The organism is Bradyrhizobium sp. IC4059 (genome assembly GCF_020193615.1).
In the GTDB taxonomy this organism is placed as follows: Bacteria; Pseudomonadota; Alphaproteobacteria; order Rhizobiales; family Xanthobacteraceae; genus Bradyrhizobium; species Bradyrhizobium yuanmingense.
The window spans coordinates 969,650-990,114 of the sequence record NZ_JADYVH010000001.1 but is presented as its reverse complement, the minus strand read 5'-3'; the positions used below and the strand labels follow the sequence as shown (position 1 = coordinate 990,114).

General features: G+C 65.4%; 20 protein-coding genes. 5 read left to right on the top strand and 15 right to left on the bottom strand.

Going from position 1 to position 20,465, the window contains the following annotated elements; genetic code table 11:
• Positions 1 to 47: 47 nt before the first annotated feature.
• Together I6F12_RS04575 and I6F12_RS04570 are read right to left on the bottom strand one after the other, a co-directional pair.
• Positions 48 to 242 (bottom strand): hypothetical protein, encoded by a 195-nt coding sequence (locus I6F12_RS04575; protein ID WP_225111727.1) that lies wholly within the window; start codon positions 240 to 242, stop codon positions 48 to 50.
• A gap of 163 nt (positions 243 to 405) precedes the next feature.
• On the bottom strand, positions 406 to 1,290 hold the full coding sequence (locus tag I6F12_RS04570; protein WP_225155595.1) for a DUF1259 domain-containing protein: 885 nt from the start codon (positions 1,288 to 1,290) through the stop codon (positions 406 to 408).
• 447 nt (positions 1,291 to 1,737) lie between these two features.
• Here I6F12_RS04570 and I6F12_RS04565 point away from each other — a divergent pair, with 447 nt between their 5' ends.
• Positions 1,738 to 2,817 (top strand): Cj0069 family protein, encoded by a 1,080-nt coding sequence (locus I6F12_RS04565; protein WP_225155594.1) that lies wholly within the window; start codon positions 1,738 to 1,740, stop codon positions 2,815 to 2,817.
• Between the two features lie 133 nt (positions 2,818 to 2,950).
• Complete coding sequence (locus I6F12_RS04560; RefSeq protein ID WP_036005868.1) at positions 2,951 to 3,358, top strand: GFA family protein; 408 nt, start codon at positions 2,951 to 2,953, stop codon at positions 3,356 to 3,358.
• Between the two features lie 245 nt (positions 3,359 to 3,603).
• Here I6F12_RS04560 and I6F12_RS04555 read toward each other — a convergent pair whose 3' ends face one another.
• The 9 genes from I6F12_RS04555 to I6F12_RS04515 form a co-directional block, all read right to left on the bottom strand.
• Positions 3,604 to 4,083, bottom strand: coding sequence for a DUF411 domain-containing protein (locus tag I6F12_RS04555; RefSeq protein ID WP_036005872.1), 480 nt, complete (start codon positions 4,081 to 4,083; stop codon positions 3,604 to 3,606).
• 73 nt (positions 4,084 to 4,156) lie between these two features.
• Positions 4,157 to 7,348 (bottom strand): efflux RND transporter permease subunit, encoded by a 3,192-nt coding sequence (locus I6F12_RS04550; protein WP_225155593.1) that lies wholly within the window; start codon positions 7,346 to 7,348, stop codon positions 4,157 to 4,159.
• Positions 7,345 to 8,766, bottom strand: a complete 1,422-nt coding sequence (locus I6F12_RS04545) for an efflux RND transporter periplasmic adaptor subunit (RefSeq protein ID WP_225155592.1) — start codon at positions 8,764 to 8,766, stop codon at positions 7,345 to 7,347. The genes I6F12_RS04550 and I6F12_RS04545 overlap by 4 nt, the downstream gene beginning before the upstream one ends.
• Before the next feature lie 80 nt (positions 8,767 to 8,846).
• The gene (locus I6F12_RS04540) at positions 8,847 to 9,239 is read right to left on the bottom strand and encodes a FixH family protein (protein ID WP_036023200.1); all 393 of its coding nucleotides are present in this window, start codon (positions 9,237 to 9,239) and stop codon (positions 8,847 to 8,849) included.
• 93 nt (positions 9,240 to 9,332) lie between these two features.
• Positions 9,333 to 9,695, bottom strand: coding sequence for a hypothetical protein (locus I6F12_RS04535; RefSeq protein ID WP_036005883.1), 363 nt, complete (start codon positions 9,693 to 9,695; stop codon positions 9,333 to 9,335).
• A 141-nt stretch (positions 9,696 to 9,836) separates the two neighbouring features.
• Positions 9,837 to 11,024, bottom strand: a complete 1,188-nt coding sequence (locus I6F12_RS04530; RefSeq protein ID WP_225155747.1) for an MFS transporter — start codon at positions 11,022 to 11,024, stop codon at positions 9,837 to 9,839.
• 60 nt (positions 11,025 to 11,084) lie between these two features.
• A complete protein-coding gene (locus I6F12_RS04525; RefSeq protein WP_225155591.1) occupies positions 11,085 to 12,260 on the bottom strand; it encodes an MFS transporter in 1,176 nt (391 codons plus the stop codon).
• A complete protein-coding gene (locus I6F12_RS04520) occupies positions 12,257 to 13,618 on the bottom strand; it encodes an NAD(P)-binding domain-containing protein (protein WP_225155590.1) in 1,362 nt (453 codons plus the stop codon). The genes I6F12_RS04525 and I6F12_RS04520 overlap by 4 nt, the downstream gene beginning before the upstream one ends.
• Positions 13,619 to 13,666: 48 nt before the next feature.
• Positions 13,667 to 13,984, bottom strand: a complete 318-nt coding sequence (locus I6F12_RS04515) for a metalloregulator ArsR/SmtB family transcription factor (RefSeq protein ID WP_225155746.1) — start codon at positions 13,982 to 13,984, stop codon at positions 13,667 to 13,669.
• Positions 13,985 to 14,114: 130 nt separating this feature from the next.
• On the opposite strand from I6F12_RS04515, the gene I6F12_RS04510 reads away from it, so the two are divergent.
• Genes I6F12_RS04510 through arsC form a run of 3 tightly spaced genes read left to right on the top strand, consistent with a single transcriptional unit; the run spans position 14,115 to position 15,573 of the window.
• A complete protein-coding gene (locus I6F12_RS04510) occupies positions 14,115 to 14,474 on the top strand; it encodes a metalloregulator ArsR/SmtB family transcription factor (protein ID WP_036005887.1) in 360 nt (119 codons plus the stop codon).
• Positions 14,474 to 15,175: an MIP/aquaporin family protein gene (locus I6F12_RS04505; protein WP_036005890.1), complete on the top strand. Its 702-nt coding sequence runs from the start codon at positions 14,474 to 14,476 to the stop codon at positions 15,173 to 15,175. Before I6F12_RS04510 ends, I6F12_RS04505 begins: the two co-directional genes overlap by 1 nt.
• Positions 15,172 to 15,573 carry an arsenate reductase (glutaredoxin) gene (gene arsC, locus I6F12_RS04500; RefSeq protein WP_036005892.1) on the top strand — a complete coding sequence of 134 codons (402 nt, stop codon included), beginning with the start codon at positions 15,172 to 15,174 and terminating at the stop codon, positions 15,571 to 15,573. The genes I6F12_RS04505 and arsC overlap by 4 nt, the downstream gene beginning before the upstream one ends.
• Before the next feature lie 35 nt (positions 15,574 to 15,608).
• On the opposite strand, the gene I6F12_RS04495 is transcribed toward arsC, so the two are convergent.
• From I6F12_RS04495 to I6F12_RS04480, 4 genes are read right to left on the bottom strand one after another with little or no spacing between them, the layout of a single operon-like run.
• Positions 15,609 to 16,373, bottom strand: coding sequence for a hypothetical protein (locus I6F12_RS04495; RefSeq protein ID WP_225155589.1), 765 nt, complete (start codon positions 16,371 to 16,373; stop codon positions 15,609 to 15,611).
• Positions 16,374 to 16,375: 2 nt separating this feature from the next.
• Positions 16,376 to 16,585 carry a hypothetical protein gene (locus tag I6F12_RS04490; protein ID WP_036005954.1) on the bottom strand — a complete coding sequence of 70 codons (210 nt, stop codon included), beginning with the start codon at positions 16,583 to 16,585 and terminating at the stop codon, positions 16,376 to 16,378.
• Positions 16,586 to 16,593: 8 nt separating this feature from the next.
• Positions 16,594 to 17,037 (bottom strand): hypothetical protein, encoded by a 444-nt coding sequence (locus I6F12_RS04485; protein ID WP_057027189.1) that lies wholly within the window; start codon positions 17,035 to 17,037, stop codon positions 16,594 to 16,596.
• A 24-nt stretch (positions 17,038 to 17,061) separates the two neighbouring features.
• Positions 17,062 to 20,418: a CHAT domain-containing protein gene (locus tag I6F12_RS04480; RefSeq protein ID WP_225155588.1), complete on the bottom strand. Its 3,357-nt coding sequence runs from the start codon at positions 20,416 to 20,418 to the stop codon at positions 17,062 to 17,064.
• Positions 20,419 to 20,465 lie beyond the last annotated feature (47 nt).

Sequence of the window (20,465 nt, the reverse complement as noted above, 5' to 3'; positions counted from 1 at the left end):
ACAGTCACCGAGATTGTCCTCGCCCTGCAAGCCGGATCAGGCCTTGGTCAATATCTCGGGCGGTGCGACTTCGCCCACTCGCGGGCATGTGCGATGGGCTCTTGCGGCGGCAGGATGGCGCGCAGCTTCTGTATCGCCGGCTGGCTCTCCATGGGTCCCGCCATCGACAGAAGGCCGGAAATTTCGGACCCTGCCGGCGCTGTTCCTGCAGGAGCGTCGTCAAAATTCAGGCTCTCGGCCATGGCGTTTCCTCCCTTCAGCACAGCCAGCATAGGCGGCCAGGACGAGACCGGCCCGTGCCGACGCCCGCGACGCAAAGGCCAAAGCGGCGCGCATTGTCGGCTGCCCAACACGTCAGACATTCAATCATTGAAACGCCTCACGGTGCATTTTCTGTGCCTTGGATCAGCTCTTGGTGCTGGCGGTCTTGTCGATCGCCGCGCGAAAGCCTTCAGCAAGCTTGATCGCGTCGTCATTGGCCCAGAAGTGCATGAAGAAGAGTCGCGGCTGTTCGTTCAGCATATGGCTGTGCAGCGCCGTCACCTCGATGCCATGCGTCCGCAGCGCCGCGATGACTGGATTCACCTCGTGGCTGGTCAGCACGAAATCGCCGGTGATGGCGGCCTTGCCGCCGCCGGTCGGCTGGAAATTGATGGCGGTCGCGACGCCCATTGGACCGACGGGGGTTAGCAGCATGCCGTTCTCCGTGATCGGGTCGCGCCGTTTCACATTGAACTGGTAGACGCCGCCATTGCCCTGCCCCTTGACGCCGATGATCTGATCGAGCTTTGCGGTGTCGAGATCGATAGAGGGCGGATTCCCGGCTGCGGCGACCGTCAGGGGCGTCTTGCTTTCGGCGAGCGCATCACGGATTGCCGACGCCAGCTTGATAGGGTCGCCGTGTCCGGCGACGTGCATGTAGAATGTCGCCGGGCTTGCGCGCAGCAGATGGTTGTGCACGGCAGTAATCTCGAGACCGCTCGTAATCATCTTCGCCATCACTGGATTGATCTCGGTCTCAAGCAGCACGAGGTCACCCATGACCATGGTTCCGCCATGCGCAGGCTTGAACGCCAGCCAGCCGCCAAGCGCCAGCGCCGGTTTGATCGTGACGCCATCCAACGTCACGGTGAGATCGGTGCGCGGGAAGCCGTAGCGATGGACATCGTCCGCAACGGTGGGCTTGCGGCCCAGCGTCTCATCGACCTTTTGCCAGTCGATGCTCTGCGCGTGAGCGTTCGTGATGAAGCAGGCAGCGACGCCGATCAGTGCCGAAACAGTCCTATGCATGGATCAGCTCCCTTGAGCTCTGGGTGTGTCCCGGCCCCAGGTGACGTCGGATATGTGAGGCCGCTCTGGCTGTTCCGCCACACACAGCGGACTCGCCGCGGAGGCGCATGCCATGGTGGTTCGGATGCCGGGAGGGTCGTGGAATGGAGTTGCGATGTGTGATGACATGCTGCGCCCTTGGTGATCAGGACGCGATGCTTGGGCATGTCGCCTCACGGGGAGATCGCACATCCCCGTCGCGCTGACTAAAAACCCGCAGGACAGAACTGTCAACCGGCGCACGGCCGCGCCACGTCACGAAGAGTTCACCCTTTGAAGGAACCTGCCAGCCGCCATCTTGAAACGACGAGGCGGTTTCACATACATTGTCGGCGTGGGGACGATGCAGACTCCCCGTGAGACCCAGGTCCAAGCTCTGCGCAGCACGCAACTACGTGGAGCTTGCGCATGGACACCGACCGTCACCCCTCTCCCCTCCGAACCATCGCCATCCTTTCGCGCGGCGACGTTGCCGCGCGGCGCGAGGCAACGGCGCAGAACAGCCGCTTCGTCCGCGTCTTCGAAGCGCTCGCCGCCGCGGGCATCGACGCCTTCCCAGTGATCTATGACGAGAGCTTTGCGGGCGCGGTCCGCGACCAATTGCTTGCAGCCGACGGCGTGCTGGTCTGGGTCGATCCGATCCACCAGGGCAAGACCCGCGCCGAGCTCGACGCCCTGCTGCGCGACGTCGCGGCGCAAGGGCCATGGGTGAGCGCGCATCCGGACATCATTCTGAAGATGGGCGTCAAGGAGGTGCTCTACCGGACACGGCATCTGGGCTGGGGCGCCGACACGCACCGCTATGACACCGCCACAAGCTTCCGCAGCCAGTTTCCGGCGCGCCTTCGTGCCAGCGGCCCGCGCGTGCTGAAGCAGAACCGCGGCAATGGCGGCCAGGGGGTCTGGAAGGTTGAGGCCCTGCCCGATACCGAAGGCATGGTTCGTGTGCTGCATGCGCAGCGCGGCAGCACGCCTGAGGACATGCCGATCGATGCGCTGCTCGCACGGTGCGAGCCCTATTTTGGTTGGGGCGGCTGCATCATCGACCAGGCGTTTCAACCGCGCCTGCCCGACGGCATGATCCGCTGCTACATGAGCGGCGCCAAAGTCGCAGGCTTCGGACACCAGAAGATCAAGGCGCTGATCCCGCCGCCGCCGGAGGGACCGGAGGCGCCTGAGGCGCAGCCCGGGCCGCGGATCATGCACGGGCCTGATGCTCCGCCATTCCAGGCGCTGCGAGGAGCGATGGAGGACGAATGGACGCCGCAGATGATGGCAACGCTCGGCCTCGATGAGTCGTCATTGCCGGTGATCTGGGATGCGGACTTCCTGTACGGGCCGAAAGATGCGGCCGGCGCAGACACCTACGTGCTCTGCGAGATCAACGCGAGCTCGTGCTTTGCGATCCCCGAGGAGGCGCCGGCTGCGATCGCCCGGACGGTGAAGCAACGGCTGATGCGGACCGAACGCACACGGGCGCGAACTTAGCCTGGTCGCGCTCGTCGGAAATGGCAGCAGCTGTCAGGCGACAGTACGACGCAATCCCGATTTGGTTGCGTTGTTGAAGCCAAAAGGCGCGAGGGCTATCGATCTGAAACGTCATCTTCGATCGGAGGAACGCATGAGCACCATCACCGGCGGCTGTCATTGTGGCGCAATCCGTTACGAGGTCGAAGGCGAGCCGATCGTACACGCGCTTTGCCACTGCCGCGATTGCCGGCTACACGCCGGCGCTCCTGTCGTCGGCTGGACGATGTACCCGGAGGGCGCGGTTAAGGTGACGAAGGGCGAGCCGAAGGTTTACCGCTCCTCGGAACACGGGCGGCGGCACTTTTGCAGCGCGTGCGGAACCGGACTGTTCTACGTCAATGCCAGCATCCTGCCGGGGATCATCGACATCCAGAGCGCGACCTACGACGATCCCGAGGCCGTGCCTGCCACGATACAGATCCAGGTCGCCGAGCGCCTGCGCTGGATGGAGCATGCGCACGAACTGCCGGCATTCGAGCGCTATCCGCCGCAGCCGTAGTGGTGGCTAGGCGGAATGAGTAGTTTGATTGCTACAACGTAAGTGCGCCCCCTCCCCCGCTTGCGGGAGAGGGCTGGGGAGAGGGTGCTTCCGCAATGGGATAGTCCCCAAGAGGAGAAAGCCCTTACCCGCGCCTTCGGCGCGACCTCTCCCGCAAGCGGGAGAGGTTGCACCGAGCCCGCGGCTATAGATTCGAGCTAAAGCCATTCCGCTTTAGGCATCGCGCAGCACCGTCCGCTCCTTTATCAATCAATTTCCTGCGCGCCGATGAAGCGCATGAACGGCTTCTGACCGTCGGCACCGAACAGCACGACCTCGTAACGCTGCGGCTTGCCGCCTTCCATGCCCGGCGATCCGACCGGCATGCCCGGCACGGCTATTCCCTTCGCGTTTGGACGCTCCGCGAGGAGGCGTCGCACGGCCGCGGCCGGCACGTGCCCCTCGACGACATAGCCAGCGACCTCTGCCGTGTGACACGCGACCAGGTTCGAGGGGACGCCGAGACGCGCCCGGATCGGCTCGAGGTCGGGAGTCTCCTCCACCTGGGCGGTAAATCCTGCGTCCCGCAGATGCTGCACCCAGCCGGCGCAGCAGCCGCAGCTCGGATCCCGGTGCACCGTGAGCGCGGCTGCGTCGGATGCTGCCGCGGCGGGCCTTGCAAAAGCTGCCGCGGCCATCAGCCCGACAAGGGACCGGCGGGTCATCAGGTATGCGCGTTGCTTCATCTTCGGCTTCATCTTCGGCTTCCTCTTCTGTCACTCCGTCGCCCTGACATATGATCGTGCGTCACGGCTCGCCTCATCCGGCCGGCTCCACGACGCGCAATCTGGCGCCGATCGGCTTGGGCATCTCAGCCGGTTGTTCTCTGTCCTCGCGCGTGGGCGGCAGGCGGACACCCTTCACCAACCCGAAGATCGCCGGGATCACGATCAGCGTCAGCAGCGTCGACGATATCATGCCGCCAATCATCGGCACCGCGATTCGTTGCATGATCTCCGACCCGGTTCCGGTGCTCCACATGATCGGCAGCAGGCCCGCCATGATGGCGACGACCGTCATCATCTTGGGACGGACGCGCTCGACCGCGCCCACCATGATCGCCTCGTGGAGATCCTGCCGGGTGAGGCCCCTGCACTCGGCGCTGCACGTCGCCTTGATCTCGGCCAGGGCATGCTCGAGATAGATCAGCATCACGACGCCGGTCTCGGCGGCGACGCCGGCGAGCGCGATGAAGCCGACGGCGACGGCAACCGACATGTTGAAGCCGAGCCACCACATCATCCAGATGCCGCCGACCAGCGCGAAGGGCAGCGACAGCATCACGATCAAGGTTTCGGTCATGGCCCTGAAATTCAGGTACAGCAGCAGGAAGATGATCGTCAGCGTCACCGGCACCACGATCTTCAGGCGCGCCGCGGCGCGCTGGAGATATTCGTACTGACCGCTCCAGACCACGTAATATCCGGATGGGAACTGGATGCTGTCAGTCACGGCGCGTTGCGCATCGGCGACGTAGCTGCCGATGTCGCGATCGCGGATGTCGACGTAGACGTAGGTCGCGAGCTGGCCGTTCTCGGTCCGGATCGAGGTCGGCCCCCGCGCCGGCTCGACCTTGGCGACCTCGCCGAGCGGCACCGCGCCGCCTGCGGGCATCGGCACCAGGATGTCGCTGGCGATCGCCTTGGGATTGTCGCGCAGGTCGCGCGGATAGCGCATGTTCACCGTGAACCGCTGCCGCCCCTCCACCGTCGTCGTGACGGTCTGGCCGCCGAGCGCCGCCGCGATGGTGTCCTGAACATCCTGGATCAGGATGCCATAGCGGGCGAGCGCCTCGCGATCCGGGACGATCTCGAGATAGTAGCCGCCGATGCCGCGCTCGGCATAGGCCGAGGAGGTGCCCGGCACCGTCTTGATCACCCGTTCGACCTGCTTCGCCAGCCGGTCGATCTCGACGAGGTCGGTGCCCATCACCTTGACGCCAACGGGGGTGCGGATGCCGGTGGACAGCATGTCAATGCGCGCCTTGATCGGCATGGTCCAGGCGTTGGAGACGCCCGGAAACTGCAGCGCCTTGTCCATTTCCGCGATCAGGCTGTCGATGGTGACGCCTTCCCGCCAAAGCTCCTTCGGCTTCAGACTGACCACCGTCTCGAACATCTCGGTCGGCGCCGGATCGGTCGCGGTCGCCGCCCGCCCCGCCTTGCCGTAGACCGATTCAACCTCCGGGAACGACTTGATGATGCGGTCCTGCGTCTGCATCAGCTCGGCCGCCTTGGTCACGGAGATACCGGGCAGCGTCGTCGGCATGTAGAGCAGCGTGCCCTCGTTCAGCGTCGGCATGAACTCGGTGCCGAGCTGCCGCGCCGGCCAGATCGTAAGAGCGAGCACGACCAGCGAAGCCAGGATCACCGGCGTCTTGGCGCGCAGCACGCCCTTGATGACCGGGCGGTAGATCCAGATCAGGAAGCGGTTGATGACGTTTTTCCTCTCCGGCACGATCCTGCCGCGGACGAAGATCACCATCAGCGCCGGCACCAGCGTGACGGACAACAGGGCCGCGGCCGCCATCGCGAAGGTCTTCGTGAACGCCAGCGGGCTGAACAGCCGCCCCTCCTGCGATTCCAGCGTGAAGATCGGCATGAACGAGACAGTGATGATGAGCAGGCTGAAGAACAGTGCCGGGCCGACCTCGGATGCCGCGTCGATCAGGATCTGGACACGCGACTGACCGGGCTCGGCGCGCTCGAGATGCTTGTGCGCGTTCTCGATCATGACGATCGCGGCATCCACCATGGCGCCGATCGCGATCGCGATACCGCCGAGGCTCATGATGTTGGATCCCAGGCCCAGCAGCTTCATGGCGCCGAACGCCATCAGCACGCCGACCGGCAGCATCAAGATCGCGACCAGCGCGCTGCGGACATGGAGCAGGAACACGATGCAGACGAGCGCGACGACGATACTCTCCTCGAACAGCGTGTGCTTGAGCGTGTCGATCGCCGAATAGATCAGGCCCGAGCGGTCGTAGACCGGGACGATCTCGACCGATTTCGGCAGGCTGCTCGCAATCTCCTTGAAACGCTTCCTGACGTTTTCGATGACGTCGAGCGCGTTGACGCCGAAGCGCTGCACCACGATGCCGCTTGCGACCTCGCCCTCGCCGTTCAGCTCCGCAATGCCGCGCCGCTCGTCGGGTCCGAGCTCGACATTGGCGACGTCCCGCAGCAGCACCGGCGTGCCGTTGCTGGTCTTCAGGACGATGTTGCCGAGATCGTTGATGCTCTTGATGTAGCCCTTGCCGCGAATGACGTATTCGAACTCCGACAGCTCGACCGTGCGGCCGCCGACGTCGGCATTGCTGGCACGGATCGCCTCCCGGATCTTCTGCATGCTGATGCCGCGGTCGCGCATGCGCTGCGGGTCGAGCACCACGTTGTACTGCTTGACGAAGCCGCCGATGCTGGCGACCTCGGCCACGCCTTCGGCCTTGGCGAGCGCGAATTTCAGATTCCAGTCCTGGATCGTGCGCGTGTCGGCGAGGTTCAATTCTTTCGACATCACGGCGTATTGATAGACCCAGCCGACGCCGGTCGCATCGGGCCCGATGGTCGGGGTGACGCCGACGGGAAGCCGCGACGTGGCGCCGTTCAGGAACTCCATCACGCGCGAGCGCGCCCAATAGATGTCGGTGCCGTCCTCGAAGATCACGTAGACGAACGACACGCCGAAGAAGGAGAAGCCGCGCACCACCTTCGATTTCGGCACGGTCAGCATCGCCGTCGTCAAGGGATAGGTGACCTGGTCCTCGATCACCTGCGGCGCCTGGCCAGGATATTCGGTGTAGACGATGACCTGGGTGTCCGAGAGGTCGGGGATCGCATCCAGCGGCAGATGCAGCAGCGCGTAGAAGCCGGCGGCCGCCGCAAAGCCGGTGCCGAACAGCACCAGCAGCAGGTTGCGCGCCGACCAGGCGATGATGCGGGCGATCATTTGTGCTCTCCCGTCGCATGGCCGGCGTCGGAGGCTTGAGGCGCAGCCTCGGCAAAGCCTTTGAGCGCGGCCTTCAAATTGCTTTCCGCATCGATCAGGAAGTTGGCTGATGTGACCACCGCTTCGCCTTCGGCAAGGCCGTCGCGCACCTCGATAAAGCCGCCGCCGCGCCGGCCGAGCTTCACTTCCCGCGGCTCGAAGCGCCCGTCCCCCTTGTCGACGAGGACGGCCTGCCGCGTGCCGGTGTCGAGCACCGCGCTGTCCTGGATCGTCAGGACAAGCGCGCTATCGGCCGTGTCGACGTCGGCATCGACATACATGTCCGGCAGCAGCAACGCTTCGGGATTGGCGAGCTCGATGCGGACGCGAACCGTCCGGGTTTCGCGGTTCACCTGCGGATAGATCACCGCGATCTTGCCGGTGAAGCTTCGGCCGAGGAAGCTGCGCGCGCGCACCGCGACAGACTGCCCGACCGCGATGTTGCCGAGATCGCGCTCGGCGACGTCGACCAGCGCCCAGACCAGCGAGGTGTCGGCGATGCGGAACAGCACGTCGCCGGGATTGGCGCGCATGCCTTCGATCGCGTTGCGCTCGAGCACGATCCCGTCGCGCGGCGCCGACCAATGGATGGTGACGGGCGCGACACGCGTTCTCTCCATCTCGGCGATCACCCGCTCGGGGACGTCGAGATTGATCAGCCGTTGCCGCGAGCCGCGGCCGTAGATCTCGACCCCGCCGACGGTCTTGGAGGTGATGGTCGCAAGATAGTCGGCCGCCGCGGAGGCGACCGCCGAGCTGTAGATCTCCATCAGCGGCTGGCCCGCCTTGACGCGGGAGCCGGTGGTGACGTCCGCGATCTTCTGCACGAAGCTCTCGGCCCGCATCGCGATCACCGAGACGCGGCGCTCGTCCAATTGGATCGTACCGGGCGCCTTGACCAGGACCTGGACCGATCGCCGCGCCACCGGCTCGGACTTCACGCCGCTGCGCTGGATCTTGCCGGGCGACAGTTTCACCGTGCCGTCATCGGCGTCGTCGCCTTCGTAGACGGGGATATAGTTCATCCCCATCGGGTCCTTCTTCGGCACCGGCGAGGTGTCGGGCAACCCCATCGGATTGCGGTAGTAGAGGATTTTTCGCGATGAAGCCGCCTGCGGTGGCTTCGGCTCTGCCTGGGCGGCCTTGTCGTCATCGTAGACCGGCAGATAGTCCCGCCCGCGGTCGTCCTTCTTTGGCCCGGCGGACCAAAGCGGCGCGCCGCTCGGATCGCGATAGTAGAGCGGAGTCCGGTCCGCTGGCGCCGCAGCCGGGGTCACCTCGGCATGGACCGACCAGCGCCCCTCGTTCGAGAACCAGTACGCGCCAAGGGCGAGACCACTGCCGAGCGCGAGAGTCGTCAAGAGACGCAACGTCTTCATGGTTGTTTCGCGCGCTCGGAGCGCGCGTCCATGTGAATGGGAAAGAGAAGTTCGGGCGCCGTCCGACGGCGCCAGAAAGCTCACTTGGTCGCCTTGACGATGACCTTGCCGGTGACCGTCTCAGGCTCGCCCTGCACCTTCGCCGAGAGCGTGACCTGATAGCGGCCGGCCATCGGCAGGTCCGTCCTGAAGGCGTAGACGCCCGGCTCCTTGGAGGGCAGTGGCGCGACCGCCGATTCCATCTCGGCCATGCCGTCCGGAGCCATGTCGACGCGCGTCTTGAAGATGACGGCGTCGGGCACCGGCTTGCCGGTCTGCTTGTTGGTCAGGCGAACGGCGAGCGTGACGTCGTCGCCCTTCTTCATCTCGGGATTGACCGGCTCGAAAGCGTAATCGCCGGCACCCGCCAAGGCGACTGAAGCGGCGAGCGAAAGGGTGGCGGCAACAGCCGCGGTGCTGAACTTGGAAAGCATTGTCCTGTCCTCATGAATTGATCTCGACCGCGACGCATGAATGCGCACATCAGTCATCGCCGCGCGGGGCGTGCCCGCGCGCGTCTTGAGAGATCAGATTCGAGGAGGCCGGAAGGGAGGACTGCCGCCGCGCGAGTCGACGACCTGATCGGCAGGAATAGCGGTTTCCGCTGCCGCGACGGCAAGGAATTCGAACGCCAGGGGACGAATGTCTGCCAGTGCGACGGTGCCGCCGACACAGCAGAAGCCCATCCCGCATTGGTAGCCGGTGTCGGAGCCCGTTCCCTTCATGTCGGGACAACAATCGTGCACCGACATATCGTCGTCGCCGCCGACCTGCATGGCCGCCTTCATGTCACCCGACGACATCGCGACGCCGGAAGCGGACGCGCCAGCCGGCAGCATCGCCAGGGAGATGGCGATGGCGAATGCCAGGATGGTCCGAACGATCCGCATGAAACGTGCTTTTAACCTTTTGGAACCGCAACGCAGCCTCAGTACCATAGTCTGCGGCCGAATGCATTCTTTGATCAAAGTCAAGCATTCGTGACCGAGGCTCCGAGGCCTGTCAGGCCGACCGCCCGCATCCTGCCTCGCCTATCGCGACTTCGATACCAGCTCGTCGGACCGCGCCGTCCGCGACCATAGCAGCGCGAGCGGGCCGAGCGCGATCCCGGCCGCGAGCACGATGAAGGCCAGCAGCCAGCCCTCTGCACTCTGGGGGCCGCCAGCGGCATCGAGGGCAACCCCGGTTCCCCAGGCTCCGATCGCCGATAGGCCGAACCCGGCGGTCGAATGCAGGGCCAGAGTCGCCCCGCGATGCTCGGAGACAGCCGCAGCCGACATGCCGGCCGTCAACGCACCGGAATCCGCCGGCACCGTCAGGCCATAGATCATCAGCAGCAGCGCCAGCACCCATGCCGGAGCCGTCGCATTCAGGCCGATGACGAGGGCAACGCAAGCCGAGGCGATCATCACCACTGTGATCGCCCGATGTCGCCCGAATTTCAGTGCGGCCTCGTTGCCGAGGATGCTGGCCGGCATGGAGATCACTGCAAAGCAGAAGCTCATCAGGACCGGGCTCAGCCATGAGGGCGCACCCTGATGCGCGACGACGTAGGTCCAGAACCCGACCAGCCAGGTGCGAATGCCGTAGAGCTCGAAGCAGTGCGCGCCGTAGCCGATGATGTAACCGAGCGCCTCCCGGTTGGCGAAGACGGGCGCAAAGTTCAAAAGGCGTCCTGATCTTGGAGCGGGACTGCGGCTCTCGATCAAGAGACACGCGACCACCATCGCGATGGGACCGATGCCGGTCACGTAGAACGCGGTCCGCCATCCCCAGCCGTCGGCGAGGACTTGGGCGATCAGGAACGACAGGCCGACGCCCACCGAGAAGCTCGACGTGTAGAGCGTGACCGCCCGCGAGGTGTCGCCGGCGGGCAACCGGTCGGTCAGTGCCTTGAGCCCCGGCATGTAGGCACCGGCAAAACCAAGGCCGGCCAGCGACCAGATGATGGTCCCCGACCAGAAGCCTTGCGCGAAGATGCCAAAGGCGACGGTCGCAAGTCCGCTGACGACAGAGCCGCCGAGGAGCACGAGCCGTGCGTCGATGCGATCGGTCAGTGTCGTCAGCACGGGCACCGCCAGCATGTAGCCAAACGCGTAGCCGCTCGCCATCATCCCGCCCTCGGCGGCGGACAATCCCCACACCGGCATCAGATGCTGGGCCAAATTCGCGGACAAGGTCACGTGCGGCAGCAGATTGCCGAGCTGGCCGATACACATCACCGCAATCAGCGGCCAGCCGCGCAAGCTACGAATGTTCTCCTCCCATCAGACAGCGACTCATGCCGCCTGGTCCCCACGAAGCAGCAGAAGCGCGAAGAACGCAGAGACCGAGGCCAGCGCGCCGATCCAGAGCGCGCTGCTGCCGAGATGCTCCACCATCAGTCCCAGCGCAAGCGGCGCGAAGGCGCCCGTTGCCCTCGAAGGCAGCGAAATCATCCCGACCCGTCTGCCGAACCCGACCGGCCCAAACAGCGCCAACGGCAGCGTACCACGGGCAATGGTGATGATGCCGTTGCCCGCGCCATACAGCACCGTGAAGAGCGGTGCGAGCAAAGGGCCGCCTGCAACCAGCGCAAGCACCCCGATCGGATTCATGAGCATGGCGAGCCGCGCCGACAGCAGCGGATGAAACCGGCCAAGCCATCCTGCTTCCAGAAGGCGGGCGCCGACCTGCGCCGGTCCGACCAGTGCTCCCGCCAGCAACGCCTGTGCCGGCGTGGCGCCGAACGCAACCAGCATGGTTGGCAGGATGGCCGAGACTCCGGAGCTGACAAAACTTGCGGCCGCAAACATGTACGCCAGCAATATCATTGCGAAGGTTTCGCTCTGACCGCCGGATTGCTGGCTTGCGCCCGTGCTCGGTCCAGCCTCCTGATGCAACGGAGCGGCACGGGGCAGCGCAAGGTTGAGCGGCAAGGCAAGGCTGATGTGGATCACCGCCCAAAGCTGGCAGGCCGCGCGCCAGCCGTACTCCGTGGCGAGCCATGTCGTGAGAGGCCAGCCGAGTGTGCTGGCGAAACCGGCGATCAGGGTGATGCCGGTGATCGTTCGTCGCGCATTGGCGCCGTAAATGCGCGCAAGCGTCGCGAACGCGGCTTCATAGAGGCCCATGCCCATGCCGATGCCGAGCAGGATCCAGGCTGCGATCAGCACCGCTACGCCATAGGCCGCGGAAAGCAGCAGCAAGCCAGCCGCGAAAACGAGGTTCGAGACGGCAAGCATGCTGCGCCCACCGAACGTATCGATGGCATGCCCAACCCTCGGACCAAGCAGGCCGGAGATGACGAGCGCTCCCGACAACGCGCCGAACACGTAAGTCGGCGCAAGACCGAGATCGCCCGCGATCGGCGCGGCCAGGATCGCAGGAAGATAGTAGCTCGACGCCCACGCGATGGTCTGCGCGGTGCCGAGCGCGATGACGACGGTGAGCGGGCCCGCAGTGCCTCGGCTCATGAGCAGCCGCACCCCGCACCGCCTGCCTTCTTGGCGGATTCATCGGCGGCACAGCAGGCCGAAGGTTCGGCCTTGGCCGGGCCGCCGCAACATCCCGCTGCGGCGGCGGACTCCACGCCGGCGCGTGTGCAGACGCCGGTCTCCGGGAGCACGAGCTCGACCCGTGCCGCGGCCTTCTTGTCGCCGGCGATGTCGGCGGCGATCGATCGGACCTGCTCGTATCCCGTCATCATCAAGAAGGTCGGCGCACGTCCGTAGGATTTCATGCCGGCGAGATAAAAGCCCGGCTCATCATGCGCCAGCTCGCGCGCGCCGTGAGGCCGCACCGTTCCGCAGCTATGCTCGTTGGGGTCGATGAGCGGCGCGAGCGCGAGGGGCGCCTCGATCGCCGGATCGAGCCGCAGCCGCAGCTCGGACAGAAACGAGAGATCAGGCCGGAAGCCGGTCGACACCACCAGCTCATCCGCAATCACACTCCGCGCAGCCGAGCCGGCGCCTGCCGAAATCCTGAGGCGGCCTTCGATCTCCGAAATGTGAGTGACAGCGAAGCCGGTCTCGACCGCGATCTTTCCGGCAGTCACGAGCGCGGCGAAGGCTGAGCCCAGCTCGCCGCGCGCGGCAAGCTTGTCGTTGCGGCCGCCGCCAAAGGCCTTTGCCGGATCGTCCCCGCGCAACAGCCAAACGGGCCTGGTGCCGGGCGCCCACTCGGCGAGCTGCGCGAGATCAATCAGCGTGCCCAGCGCGGAATGGCCCGCACCGAGCACGGCGACGGTCTTACCGGCGTATCTGCTGCGAGCGGAGCCGCGCACAGCCGGCATGCCATAGGCGATGCGGCCGGCGCATTCGCGTTCGCCGAGCGCCGGCAGACCGTTGCTGCCGGCGGGATTGGGCGAGAACCACGTGCCGGAGACGTCGATGACGGCATCGGCGCGCAGCACTTCGTCGCCTTTGCCGTTCTGGTAGCGGATTTCGAACGGCGCCTGGTCCCGCCCCTTCGTCTTCGCCTTGTCGAAGCCGGCGCGGCTGATCGCCGTGACGCGGCTCGAGGTCCGGATCGTCTCGCGCAGCGGCGTTCGCGTGGCCAGCGGCGCGAGATAGCGCTCGATCAGCTCGCCGCCGGTGGGATAGGAGCTTGGGTCCGGCGAATTCCATCCCGTCGGCGCAAGCAGGCGCGCTGCGGCCTTGTCGACATTGTATTCCCACGGCGAGAAGAGCTGGACGTGCTGCCATTGCCGCACGGCATGCCCGGCCTCGGGCCCGGCTTCGAGCACGACAGGGGACATGCCGCGTTCGCGCACATGAGCGGCGGCCGCGAGGCCGACTGGCCCCGCCCCGATGATGGCTACCGTCTTGTCCATTCCGAATCCTCCATCTTTCTAGAATTATGGAATAACTGGCCAAATCAATCAGGCTGCGGTCTGCGCAGCCTTGCATCCCGCTTCTTCCGCACAGCACTCCGCGGCCAGGAAATCGACCAGCCCGCGCATGGCGTCGAAATTGGCGCGGCAGATCAGGGTGGTCGATTCCCTGCTCTGACTGACCAATCCGACCGAGACCAGCGTCTTGATGTGGTGCGACAACGTCGAGGCCGGAATCTTCAGCTTGTCCTGCAGGCGACCGACCGGCATGCCCGCGTGCCCGGCCCGGACCAGCGCGCGATAAATCTGCAGGCGGGTCCGATTTCCGAGGGCTTCCAGGCGTGCTGCTGCGTCGTCGATCTTCATGCGCGACATGATGCGCCCGTGCGCATCAATCGTCAAACCATATTTCTAGAATATTGGAAATTACCGCTCACTCCATGGACCGGAGGTTTCCAGATTGACTTGACCCCTATAATTCCATAAATCTGGATATATGGAAACAGAGCAAGCCGTCCTGGCGCTCGCCGCGCTGTCTCAACCGACCCGTCTGGAGGCGTTCCGGACGCTGGTCAGGCACGAGCCTGACGGTCTTGCGGCCGGCGATCTCGCCCGCCTGTTGGAAGTCCCGCAAAACACGCTGTCGGCGCATCTGTCGATTCTGAGCCGCGCCCGCCTCGTGTCCTCCGAGCGGCACAGTCGCTCGATCGTCTACCGCGCCAATCTCGGCGAATTCCGCGACGTCGCGCTCTTCCTGCTGCGCGATTGCTGCGGCGGACGGCCGGAGGTTTGCGAGCCCGTCGTCGAGACCTTGCAATCGTGCTGCTCGCCAAAACGAAAGGAGCGAGCCGGCTGATGGACAGTTTCGATCTCCCGCGGCGCCTCGCGGCTGAAGCGCTCGGCACGGGTATTCTCGTCGCCACCGTGGTCGGCTCCGGCATCATGGCGGAAACGCTGACCAAGGACGTCGCCCTTGCGCTGCTCTGCAACACCTTGCCGACCGGGGCCATCCTGGTTGTCCTGATCACGGTGCTCGGTCCGATCTCCGGCGCACATTTCAATCCCGCAGTGACGCTCGTCTTCACCGGCAAGCGCGAGCTGCCGGTCAACGAGGCCGCGCTTTACGTGATCGCGCAGATCGCTGGCGGCATCGCGGGAACGCTGGCGGCGCATCTGATGTTCGGCCTGCCGCTGCTCGACCTCTCGACGAAGGTCCGAACCGGAGGGCCGCAATGGTTCGCCGAAGCGGTCGCTGCGTTCGGGCTGGTCGCGACGATCCTGGCCGGCATCCGGTTTCAGCGGACGGCTATCCCCTGGCTGGTCGGCCTTTACATCACGGCCGCCTATTGGTTCACGGCTTCCACGTCGTTTGCCAACCCTGCGGTGGCCATCGCAAGGTCGCTGACGAACACGTTCGCCGGCATTCGCCCCGCTGACCTGCCCGGATTCATCCTCGCGGAACTCTGCGGCGCCTTCGCGGGCATGCTGCTGATGAACTGGTTGCTCGGCCGCTCACGCGCGTCCGCCTCGGTCGCAATCACGGAGACAGTTCGATGACCGTCACGATCTATCACAATCCCGCCTGTGGCACCTCGCGCAACACGCTGGCGATGATCCGGCAGAGCGGCGTCGAGCCTGATGTCATCGAATATCTGAAGACTCCACCCTCGCGGGACAAGCTCAAGGAACTGATCGCGAGCATGGGCATTCCGGTCCGCGCGCTGCTGCGCGAGAAGGGAACGCCTTACAAGGAGCTCGGCCTGGACGACCCCAAATGGAGCGATGAGCAGCTCCTCGATGTCATGATCGCCCACCCTATCCTCATCAACCGGCCGATCGTGGTGACGCCAAAGGGCACGCGCTTGTGCCGGCCGTCGGAAGCCGTGGTCGATCTCCTGGACAATCCGGTTGGCCGGTTCGTGAAAGAGGACGGCGAGGTGGTGGAAGCGCGCTAGGCCTGAAGGCGCGCCGTGAGACAGATGCAGTCGAGCTAGCCCAGCAAGCCCTTCAATCCCGCATAGATCGAGCCGACGCCGGTCGCGGCAACGCCGGCCAGCGGCCCCGCGGTCTGCATGAGGTCCTGTATCAAGCGGGCACGACGGCGCAGCTGTTCCTCGCCGACATGCTGCCCGAGCAGCCGCGCCACCCTGAATGCGAAAGCGTTCGGCTTGCCTCCCTGCGTCAGCACACGCGGCAGGATCTGGAAGATCACGACGCTGAGAATGTTGCCGGAGACGAAGGCGAGCAGGATGCTCGCGCCATATTCGAACACTTCACGCCATTCGATCCAGATCGTCGGAAGGATCGGAACATGGTCATGGATCCCCGTAACCGTCAGCATTGACAGGACGCTGACGGCCGCTGCCAGGAACGCCAGCACGAACGCCGTCAGGGCGGATACCCGGTGCAACGGATAAGCCACGAAGCCGAACAGCAGCGGTATGGCGATCGATGCAATCCGGAGCGGGATCGGGGACACGTTGAAGGTGATGGTCACGAGCACGTGCGCGATCACCAGCAGCAGGGCTGGAATGACCACATAGAGCACCGCATGCGTTCCGTAATAGCGCAGCGGATTGTTGTAGCGCTCGAGACGGACGTTGACACGATCGAGATCCCGCCTGAGCTTGTCCAGCTCGGCAACGATCTCGTCGATCTCGAGGAGCGTCGGTCGCGCGACGCGCAAGTCGCGCGAACAATGCTTGCACGCGATGGCTTCGTCCTTGATCGTCTCGGCGCAGAACGGACATTCCATCGCTAGCGCGACTTCCCTCGCCTCATAATGGCTTCGATCTCGCCTCTGGCCCGCTTCAGTTCATCGCGCAGATCCTCGCGCTTGCGCAAGAGATCGTCGCGCTCGGCAAGCAACGTGGCGGGAACGGCGATGTCGCGCCCGCACGAGGCGCAGACCAGCGCACCCTCGGCATTTTCCGACCGGCAGTAGAGGCACGCCACTTGCGAGTTCACCTGCGAGCTCACTTGGGCGCAACCTTCAGGGTGAAGACGGTCGTGCCCGGCCGGCCATCGCTGTCCTTGATGTCGACACGCATCGTGTACTCGCCCGGCGGCAACTCCGCATCCTGCATGTTGATGCCATCTGGCTGCACGAAGGGCCTGACCCGAGGCGTCAGGTCGACGTTCGGCGTTCGGAGGAAGATCACCTTGACCGATTCCGGATCGATCTTGGCCCCGCCATAGGACTGGAATTTCAACACCAGCCGCAGAGGAGAATTCGCGGGAGCGCCCGGCGAGACGAACTCGATCTTCGGGCCGCGCATGATGCCGCGCTGATCGACGGCGACCGCGCCCTTGGGAGGCGGCAGCTTGGCCTCCTCTTCCGTGATCAATGGCGCAGCGCGCGAGGATCCCGCGGCCAACAGACCTGCAACCACCAGAGCCAGTAGAGCATTCCGCTTCATTTTCCTTGCCCCCTTTCCCATTCGTCAACGCAAGCCGCCATCGCCGATGATCGTGTAAGGCGCCCAGAACAGCGGATGCGCATAGGCAAACTCGGTCTTGCCCTCGCTGTTGAGATAGCCGGGACCATCGACAAGAGCCATCGTCGCCTGGCGCAGCGCTTCGCTGCGCGACAGCTTGGGATCGTCGGCCTGTCGCTTGAACAGGTCCGTCACCAATTGCCGCGCCGACTGGGAGTGCACCGACCAGTTCGTCACCAGCAGGGCGCGCGTGCCGGCGTAGAAGAACGCGCGGCCCAGCCCGGAGGCCGCCTCGGCCCCTGCGCCTGCGCCGGCGCCGGTATTGCAGGCCGACAGGACGACCCAGTCCGCATCGAGCTTGAGACCGAGAATCTCTTCCATCGTCAGCAGTCCGTCGCCGCCCTCGCCCGTCACCACCGGCGACGACAGAGCGAGCGCCGGCTGCGTCAGCCCATTCAGCTCGCCCGGGACGAGGCCATGGGTCGCAAAGGCCAGGATCCTGAAGCCGGAGAGATTCATCGTCTTCACCGCGCTCTCGGTCGCGCTCTTGCCGAGGAACAGCACCTTCGAGGGATCCGCCTGCAAGGCCAGCGCGATCGACTTCAACTCGTCCGCGGTGTCGGGCAAACGGGGCAACAGACCGAGTTCGGCGCTATCGACGCCGTCGAGCTTGGGACTGTTGCGCCGCTTCAGCGGCCCGCCGCGCGTGATGTTGCCGCCGGCATCGGCCAGCTGAATCTTCTCACCCGTGCCTTCCGCCTCGGCGTGCTGATCGCTGTTGAAATAGGGATCGCCGAACGCTACGAGGTCGCCGCGGCCGGGCTTGCCGGGCGGCAACTGCCGCAGCGTGCGCAGCGCCGCCGCCGACGGCACCGTCGACACGGCATGGGTTCGCGCCAGCCACGGCACGTTGCGATAACCGACGAAGAGCGGGTCTTCGTCGGCGGCCACCTCCGCCGGTGCCGTCGGCAACAAGGCGAGCGGCAGCAGGCCCAGCGCACCGTTGGTGACAACGATCAGGTTCTTGGCCGGCTTCCAGCCGCTCTCGACCGGCTTGAGCAGCAGCTCGTACAACTCATGGCCGAGCTTGAGATCGAACGGTGGAATGTCCGAGATCATCGCCGCCTGCGGCTCGAGCGCCTCGCGCAGCTTGCGGATCTTGCTCTCGATGTCGCCGATCCTGGCCTGGACGGCGGCGAATGCCACCGGCCCCGACTTCGGCACGGCCCAGACGAAGCTGCCGTTCTGGCCGAAATAGAACGACAGCATGGCCTCGCCGTCGGTCAGCGTCGCGCGGATCTCGGCGACGCTCGGCGGCCTGGGCGAGACGAGATCGGCATAGATCGGGAATTTCTGCTTGATCTCCTGGCGCGCCTTGTCGCGCTGGCCGCGCAACGCCGCGATCGAGGCCTGTATCTGCTGCACGCCTTTCTCGTCGCGTTCCGCTGCGGGAAGCGCGAGCACGTTGTTAAGCGTACCGAGCTGGGCGTTGACCTGCTTGCTCAGATCCTGCTCCTTGCGCACGAGCTCGGCGAGCGCGGGATCCTTTGCCGCCGCACGCGCACTCGAGGCAGCCAGCGCCTGCTGCACCGAGCGGCCGCGGACGGCATCGGCCAGGCTGAATGTCTCTTCGCCGACATTGGTGCCGCCTCCTTCCACCCTGCCGAGCAGCAGCAGATAGCTCTCGACGATGGTCTGCAGCCGCTGGCTGCGCGCGGCCACCACGGTCGTGTTCTCGTCGTCGGCGTTATCGTTGGCGCTCGCCATCATCACCGGAATGGCGGCCTTGAACTCCCTGATCGCGTCGGCATCGCGGCGGGCGCGCATCAATCCGACCGCCAGCGTGCCGCGTGCCGAGGCGGCGTCGAAATGATTCTCCCCCACCCGCGCGATCTGCCTCTTCACGAGCTGCTCCGCGGCGGCAATGCCGGCGTCCAGCTGCCCGGAATCATAGAGGGACAGGATGCGAGAGGGATTGAGCTCGAACACCTGGCGGCGCTGCGGGTCCCAGCCGGCGACGGCCTTTTCTATCCTCGCAAACATTTCGCCCGCTTCGGCGTTCTGGCGGCGAAGCGTCAGGATGCCCGCAAGCTGCGACAGCAACTGCACCGTCGCCTGCGAATCCTCGGGCACACCCACCGTCTTGTTGATGTCGAGGGCGACACGGCCGAGCTTCTCGGCCTCTTCGTAGCGGCCCTGGTCGACCAAAATGCCCGCCAGCCCCATGACGAAGCGCGGCGTGACCGGATTGTACTTGCCGGTATCCTTCAGGCGCGACAGCAGCGCGCGGCGCGCATCCACCTCGGCCTCGGCCAGCTTGCCCTGCTTCGCCTTCATGCGCGCCTGGCTCAACACGGTGCCATCGATCGCCTGCAGCAGAAGGGTCTCGGCCGGCGCACTGTCCGACGCCATGATGGCCTTCGTGCTTGCGCGCTTGCGCAGCTCGGCGGTGCGATAGGCGGCCTCGGCATCGGCGAACTGTCCGCGTGCCTCGAGGATCGCGGCGCGAGTGAGCTCCAGCTCGCCTTCCCAGCTCTGGCCGAACTTCGCATAGGCCGCACGCCAATTGGGATGGCCGCTGGTGCGGGCCTCCTGGATCGCGGTCTGGGTGCGGCGGAGATAGGCTTCGGCCTGTGCGAGGTCGCCCATCTGGATGAGAACGACCGCGATCCCACGGTTCGTCACGAACTGAAATCCCTTGGCGCCGGGCATGCTGGCCGATTCGCGCAAAAGTCTTTGCATGATCTCGAGCGCGCGCTTCGGATCGCCCGCGAGCGAGTGTTGCAGGGACTGGAGCTGCAACATGCGCCCCAGCAAATTCGGGCCGACTGCGCCGCGCCCGACCTCCACGGCCTTGTCGGCGTCAGCCATCGCTTCGGCGAGCCGGCCGAGCTGCGCGCGTGCATTGGCGCGATCGAAATAGAGCTGCGCGAGGTCCTGGCGGGACTCCTTGCCCGTGGGCACGGCGTCGGCCTCCGACTTCAATTCCGCGATCATCTTCTCGTTGGGCTTGTCGCCGTCGAGGATCGCCGTGATGTCGGAGATGCTGCGCGGCGGGGCGACGAAATCCTTGGGCAGTGCCGTGCCTGCATCGAGCTTGGGCGCCGTTTCCTTGGGAAGCTCGACGGCGACATTGGCGCGGCCATTGGCGGCATTGAGCGCCGCCATGACACAGGCCCTGACCTGCGGCGTTGCTTTTGCCCGGCAGGCTTCGAGATTTGCGCCTCCGGCAGGTCCGCCGCCGGCGCGCATGCAGGCCTGCACGATCGGCTTGCCGACCCTCATCCGGCAATTATCGAGCGCCGCATCCTTGGTCAGCGCGACTGCGGAGCCGGTCGATCCGAGCAGAATGGCAACTGCCAACAGGCGGCGCGAGGAAATGTCCCGACGGCACTTGCGCAGACGCGCGG